This window comes from Saccharomonospora halophila 8 (assembly GCF_000383775.1).
Classification (GTDB): domain Bacteria; phylum Actinomycetota; class Actinomycetes; order Mycobacteriales; family Pseudonocardiaceae; genus Saccharomonospora; species Saccharomonospora halophila.
The window spans coordinates 3,850-8,694 of record NZ_KB912484.1 but is presented as its reverse complement, the minus strand read 5'-3'; the positions used below and the strand labels follow the sequence as shown (position 1 = coordinate 8,694).

Here is a 4,845-nt window from a genome sequence, read left to right as displayed (position 1 = left end):
GGGGGACGGCCGCGGTCCGTGGCCCTGGCGCGGGCGGGCCGCGCGGTCGCCGCGATCGCGCTGGGACTGGTGTGCGTGCTGCTGGTCTCCGGGGTGATCGAGGCGTTCGTGACCCCGTCGGGTCTGCCCACCTGGGCGCGGGTGGGCATCGGTGTGGCCGCCGAGGCGGCGTTTCTGTGGTACGTCTTCGTCCCCGGCCGCCGCGCCGCCCGCGCGGGCGAGACCGGCGACGTCACCCCGGACCGCACCGACACCCCGCTCCCCACCTCGGCGTGAGGCGGAGCGGGCGCGGTCCGGCGGAGTTGGCGATTCCCACCCGGATGTTCTAAAATCGCACAGTGACTGTCGACGCCGAGTCCATGGGGAAGCGCATCGCCGCCACGAGAGACCGGGCCGGGCTGACCCAGGCCAACCTCGCCTCGGCCGTCTCTCTCGATCGTTCGGCACTCGCGAAGATCGAGAGTGGCTCCCGTCGTGTGTCGGCCCTCGAACTCGCTCGCATCGCGCAAGCGGTCGGGGAACGGATCGAATGGTTCGTCGAGGAAACACCCGCCGCGATCGTCTCCCACCGGAACATGGCGGAACCGGGCGCCGAGAGCCCGGACATCGACCGTCGGGTGGAGCGCATCGCCTGGAGCGTGGAGTTCGTCACGGACCGCGACGGCTCGTTCTCCCTCCCCTCCGTGCCCTCTCTCGATCGGCCGAGGAACACGACCGAGGCCGAACAGGCCGCCGTCGAGGCACGGCGGATGCTCGGAGTGCCCGACGCCGACCCCCTCGTCAATCTGTCGGCGACTTTCGCCGGACTCGGCGTGCTGGCGTTCTCGATCGACATGGGACCGAATGCGGCGGACGCGGCGTCCATCCTGCTGGCCACAGGCGGTGTCGCCATCGTCAACGGCCACCTCCGTGTCGGGCGGCGCCGTCTCGCGCTCACCCACGAGCTGGGGCACCACTTGTTCGCGGACGATTACACGGTCGACTGGCGGATCGATGAGAAGGAGGACGACCAGGCGTGGGAGTCCCGGATCGACCGCTTCGCCCGCGCCCTCCTGCTTCCGGCGGAGAGCGTCGGGCGGTTCTGGACCGACCTCCGAGAACACGGGGATTCACTGCGAACCACCGCCATCAGGACGGCGAGCAGGTTCCGGGTGGACATGTCCACACTCGCCCGCCGGACGCACGAACTCCGGCTCGTCGGCGATTCGGAAGCGTCCCAGATCAGGAAGTATCGGACCACTCGAGCCGACATCGTCGAGCTCAATCTGGTGACCAGCGATGAGCTCGCTCCTCCGTCTCTGCCTCACACCTACGAGAAGGCCGTACTGCGGTTGTACCGACAGGAAACGATCTCGGCCGCCCGGGCGACCGATCTCCTCCTCGACACCTGGGAGGAAGGCGATCTGCCCGAACTCGCCGAACTCCCCGAGAGCGCGATCTGGGACTTCATCGGATGACCGGTGTCGACATACCCGCGGACGACGCCCCACCGCCCGAGATACTGGTCTTCGAGACCGGGCCGCTGATGCACTTCGCCTGTCAGAGCTGGCTGGGGGTGCTGAAAGCGGTGGTCGGTGACCGCAAGGCACTGATCCCGGACGTGGTCTCCGAGGAGCTCACCGAAGGTGCCATCCGGGACGACAGGGTCGCCGCAGCGCTCAACGCGACCTGGCTCGAACGGCGCAGCTCTGTTCCGCGGACGAGGTCACGGCTTTCGCCGAGTTCGCCGCTCTCCTGGTCCGCGGCGAGCGGAACAGGGGGGAAGCCGCGGTTCTGGCACTCGCGAAGACCAGCGGCGGAATCGCGATCATCGACGACGGTGCGGGCAGACATGCCGCGAAGACCCACGGGGTAGCGCTGCGCCCCACCCTGGCACTGCTGTGCGAGGCCATCCGTGGCGGTCTACTGACCGTTGAACTGGTGGAAGCACGCGCGGACGATCTGCTCGCGAGTCAGTACCGCCTGCCGTTCGGCCCCGGGGGATTCAAGAGTGGGCGCTCGAAAACGGTTTGTGCTGATCAGAGGTCGCGCGGGCGAAACCGCGACGTCACCCCGGACCCCACCGGCACCCCGCTCCCCACCTCGGCGTGAGGCGAGGAGCACTTGTCCGGCAACGACGTCCGGGTACAGTGAAGCCCGCAAGCCCGGTCGGAGCGTCTCCCTTCGGGAACCCGTACCGGGCCCTTTTCTTGGCAGCTCCACCCTGACCCGGACTTCCGGCGCCACCCGTCATCAACGTTCTTCGCGAAGCTCGGCCAGCGTGTCACCGAGCTTTGTCGTCCCGTCACCGGAGTGCCTCATGGCGAAGACGGTATCGCGAATCCTGTGGCCACCGGAGCACGTCGCGCCGTGTTCCGTCGATCCGTGCGACGGGCCGTGCCAGTAGCGCCGAAGGTGCCGTCACCGATCCCTCCGCGCCGGTTTCGCTGCGGCACGATCGGGTGAATCCTCGTTCGTCAGCTCGCACGCGACACCGCCCCCAGGGAGGGCACCATGACCGCGACACCGCCGCAGCAGGCTCCGGCAGGCACCGAACTGGACACCGAGCGGATGGAGCGGTTCGCCGGGAGAATGCAGGAGTTCGTCACCGGGGGCATGCTCAGCCACCTGATCGGCATCGGACACCGGACCGGTCTGTTCGACGCGCTCGCGCACGGCCCCGCCACCAGCAGTGAGCTCGCCGACCGGGCGGGGCTGAACAAGCGCTACGTCCGCGAATGGCTCGGCGCGATGGCCACCGGCGGCGTCGTCGAGTACGACGCCCGCACCCTGACCTTCACCCTGCCGCCCGAGCACGCGCTGTGCCTGACCGGCACCCGCTCGACCAACCTCGCCCCGTTCGCCAGCGGGGTGGCGGTGCTCGGGGAACATCTCGACGAGCTCACCACGGCCTTCCGCGAGGGCGGCGGCGTGCCGTACGAGCGGTTCCGGCCCCGGTTCACCGAGCTCATGGACGGCATGAACCGCGGGCTGTTCGACGACCAGCTGGTGGACGGCATCCTCCCGCTCACCGGCGACCTGCCCGCCCGGCTGGCCGAGGGCGTCCGGGTGGCCGACATCGGCTGCGGCACCGGGCACACCACGGTGCTGCTCGCGGCGGCGTATCCGGCCTCGACGTTCGTCGGCTACGACTTCGCCGAGGACGCCGTCGGCCGCGCCCGCGCGGAGGCCGGCGAGTACGGGCTGGACAACGTCTCCTTCGAGGTGCTCGACGTGACCCGGATGCCCGTCGACCCGCCGTTCGACGCGGTGTTCGCCTTCGACACCATCCACGACCAGGCCGCGCCCGCCCGGGTGCTGCGCCGGGTGTTCGAGGCCCTGGCGCCGGGCGGGTACTTCGTCATGATGGACACCCGCGCGGCCACCGACCTGGTCGACAACCTGGACAACCCGAACGCGCCGCTGCTGTACTCGATCAGCACGCTGCACTGCATGACCGTGTCCCTGGCCCAGGGCGGGGCCGGGCTCGGCACCGTGTGGGGCGAACAGCTCGCCCGGACCATGCTCACCGACGCCGGGTTCGTCGGCACCGAGGTCCACGAGGTGCCGGACGATCCCCTGGACTCGGTGTTCGTCTCCCGCAAACCCGGCGAACCGCCGGCCCAGCGCACGGCCGGGTGAACCCGCGGTCCGGCCGGGTGGGCCGGGGGGTTCAGGATCCCGTGCCGTCGCACCAGGTGGTGAGATAGGTCCAGACCGCGGTGCGGACCACCCGGTGTCCGGCCGCGTTGAGGTGACTGTCGTCCTTTTGGAGCAGTCCCGCGTCGTCCGGCGTGCCACCCGTGGGGAGGTGCTGACGCAGGTCGAGCAGGTGGGTATCCGTGTCCGCCGCCAGGATCCGGATCACGTCGACGTAGGCCTGCCAGGAGTGGGACGGGTCCTCCACCTGGCGGAAGCCCGGCTCGTGCCCGATCAGGTGCAGCACGGTCGAGCGCGGCGAGACCCGGCGGATGTCGTGCACGAGCTGCCGGTACCGCTCGTCGAACTCCCCGGGATGGACGTCCCGCGCGTACTCGCCCGCCCCCAGTGCCACGACGACCAGGCTCGGTTCGCGGTCGCGCAGCATCGCGACGGTCCCGCTGGTGTCCTCCCACCGGCCACCGGGGAGGAAGTCGGACACCATCGCCCCGTCGCGGGCCACGACACCGGTGCTCGTCCCCCAGCGCTGTGCGGCCATCCGGTCGAAGCCCGTGGTCCAACTGTGCGGGGTCTCGGTGTATCCGCCCCCGCCGTCGTACTCCGGCAGTCCCCGTCCGGTGCTCAGGGAGTCCCCGAGCACCACGGCGGAACCGGGGTCGGCACACCACGTCGGCGGCGCCTCGCGGGCCGCGCGCGGCGCCGAGCATCCGGCGACCGACACGAGGACGCCCACCAGGAACGCGGCCCGCACACGACGCCGCGGCGCCCTTGAATCCGACAGCGCCCTTGACCCGGACATTGGTCCCGACCCCTGCACTGGTCTCCACTCCTCGACCGCGACCGCCACGGTCCGCAACCCGCCGCGGCATTCGCTTTGGACGTCGCCACCGTCCTACCCGGTGTTTCACGCACCGGGGGTGTGAACCACCGATGTGGGTGAACACACGCGCCCGTCGGCCGTTCCTGGTGTGGTGTCGGTGTGTCCGGCCCCCCGCGGACCGACCGTTACAGGTGACCCCGGGCCTTGAGGGTGAGGTAGCGGTCGGCCAGTGCCGGTGCCAGCTCGTCCGGCACCGCGTCCACCACCTCGGTGCCGTGCCGGGCGAGCAGTGCCGTGACGTGCCGGCGTTCGGCCAGCGTGCGTTCGGCCGCCGCCGCCCCGTACACCGCGTCCACGTCGCCCCGGCCCCGTGCCAGCCGTGCCAC

General features: G+C 70.7%; 5 protein-coding genes and 1 pseudogene. 3 read left to right on the top strand and 3 right to left on the bottom strand.

Going from position 1 to position 4,845, the window contains the following annotated elements:
- The coding region (locus SACHA_RS19850) for a stage II sporulation protein M (protein ID WP_039737648.1) at positions 1 to 276 on the top strand (276 nt) is incomplete at its 5' end.
- A 62-nt stretch (positions 277 to 338) separates the two neighbouring features.
- Positions 339 to 1,457, top strand: coding sequence for a helix-turn-helix domain-containing protein (locus SACHA_RS0101945; protein WP_020628581.1), 1,119 nt, complete (start codon positions 339 to 341; stop codon positions 1,455 to 1,457).
- An 82-nt stretch (positions 1,458 to 1,539) separates the two neighbouring features.
- Here the strand turns inward: SACHA_RS0101945 and SACHA_RS24790 are convergent, their stop codons facing one another.
- On the bottom strand, positions 1,540 to 1,833 hold the full coding sequence (locus SACHA_RS24790; RefSeq protein ID WP_019806775.1) for a hypothetical protein: 294 nt from the start codon (positions 1,831 to 1,833) through the stop codon (positions 1,540 to 1,542).
- Positions 1,834 to 2,493: 660 nt separating this feature from the next.
- Between SACHA_RS24790 and SACHA_RS0101935 the strand changes: the two genes are divergently transcribed.
- Positions 2,494 to 3,621: a class I SAM-dependent methyltransferase gene (locus SACHA_RS0101935; protein ID WP_019806774.1), complete on the top strand. Its 1,128-nt coding sequence runs from the start codon at positions 2,494 to 2,496 to the stop codon at positions 3,619 to 3,621.
- A gap of 31 nt (positions 3,622 to 3,652) precedes the next feature.
- On the opposite strand, the gene SACHA_RS0101930 is transcribed toward SACHA_RS0101935, so the two are convergent.
- Positions 3,653 to 4,390, bottom strand: coding sequence for an SGNH/GDSL hydrolase family protein (locus SACHA_RS0101930; RefSeq protein WP_019806773.1), 738 nt, complete (start codon positions 4,388 to 4,390; stop codon positions 3,653 to 3,655).
- 254 nt (positions 4,391 to 4,644) lie between these two features.
- Positions 4,645 to 4,845 (bottom strand): annotated as a pseudogene (locus SACHA_RS19845) (DUF58 domain-containing protein); the annotation flags it as partial.

Coding starts and splice junctions, on each gene's coding strand:
- SACHA_RS24790 (WP_019806775.1), bottom strand. CDS start 1,833: ATGTCTGCCCGCACCGTCGTCGATGATCGCGATTCCGCCGCTGGTCTT.
- SACHA_RS0101935 (WP_019806774.1), top strand. CDS start 2,494: ATGACCGCGACACCGCCGCAGCAGGCTCCGGCAGGCACCGAACTGGAC.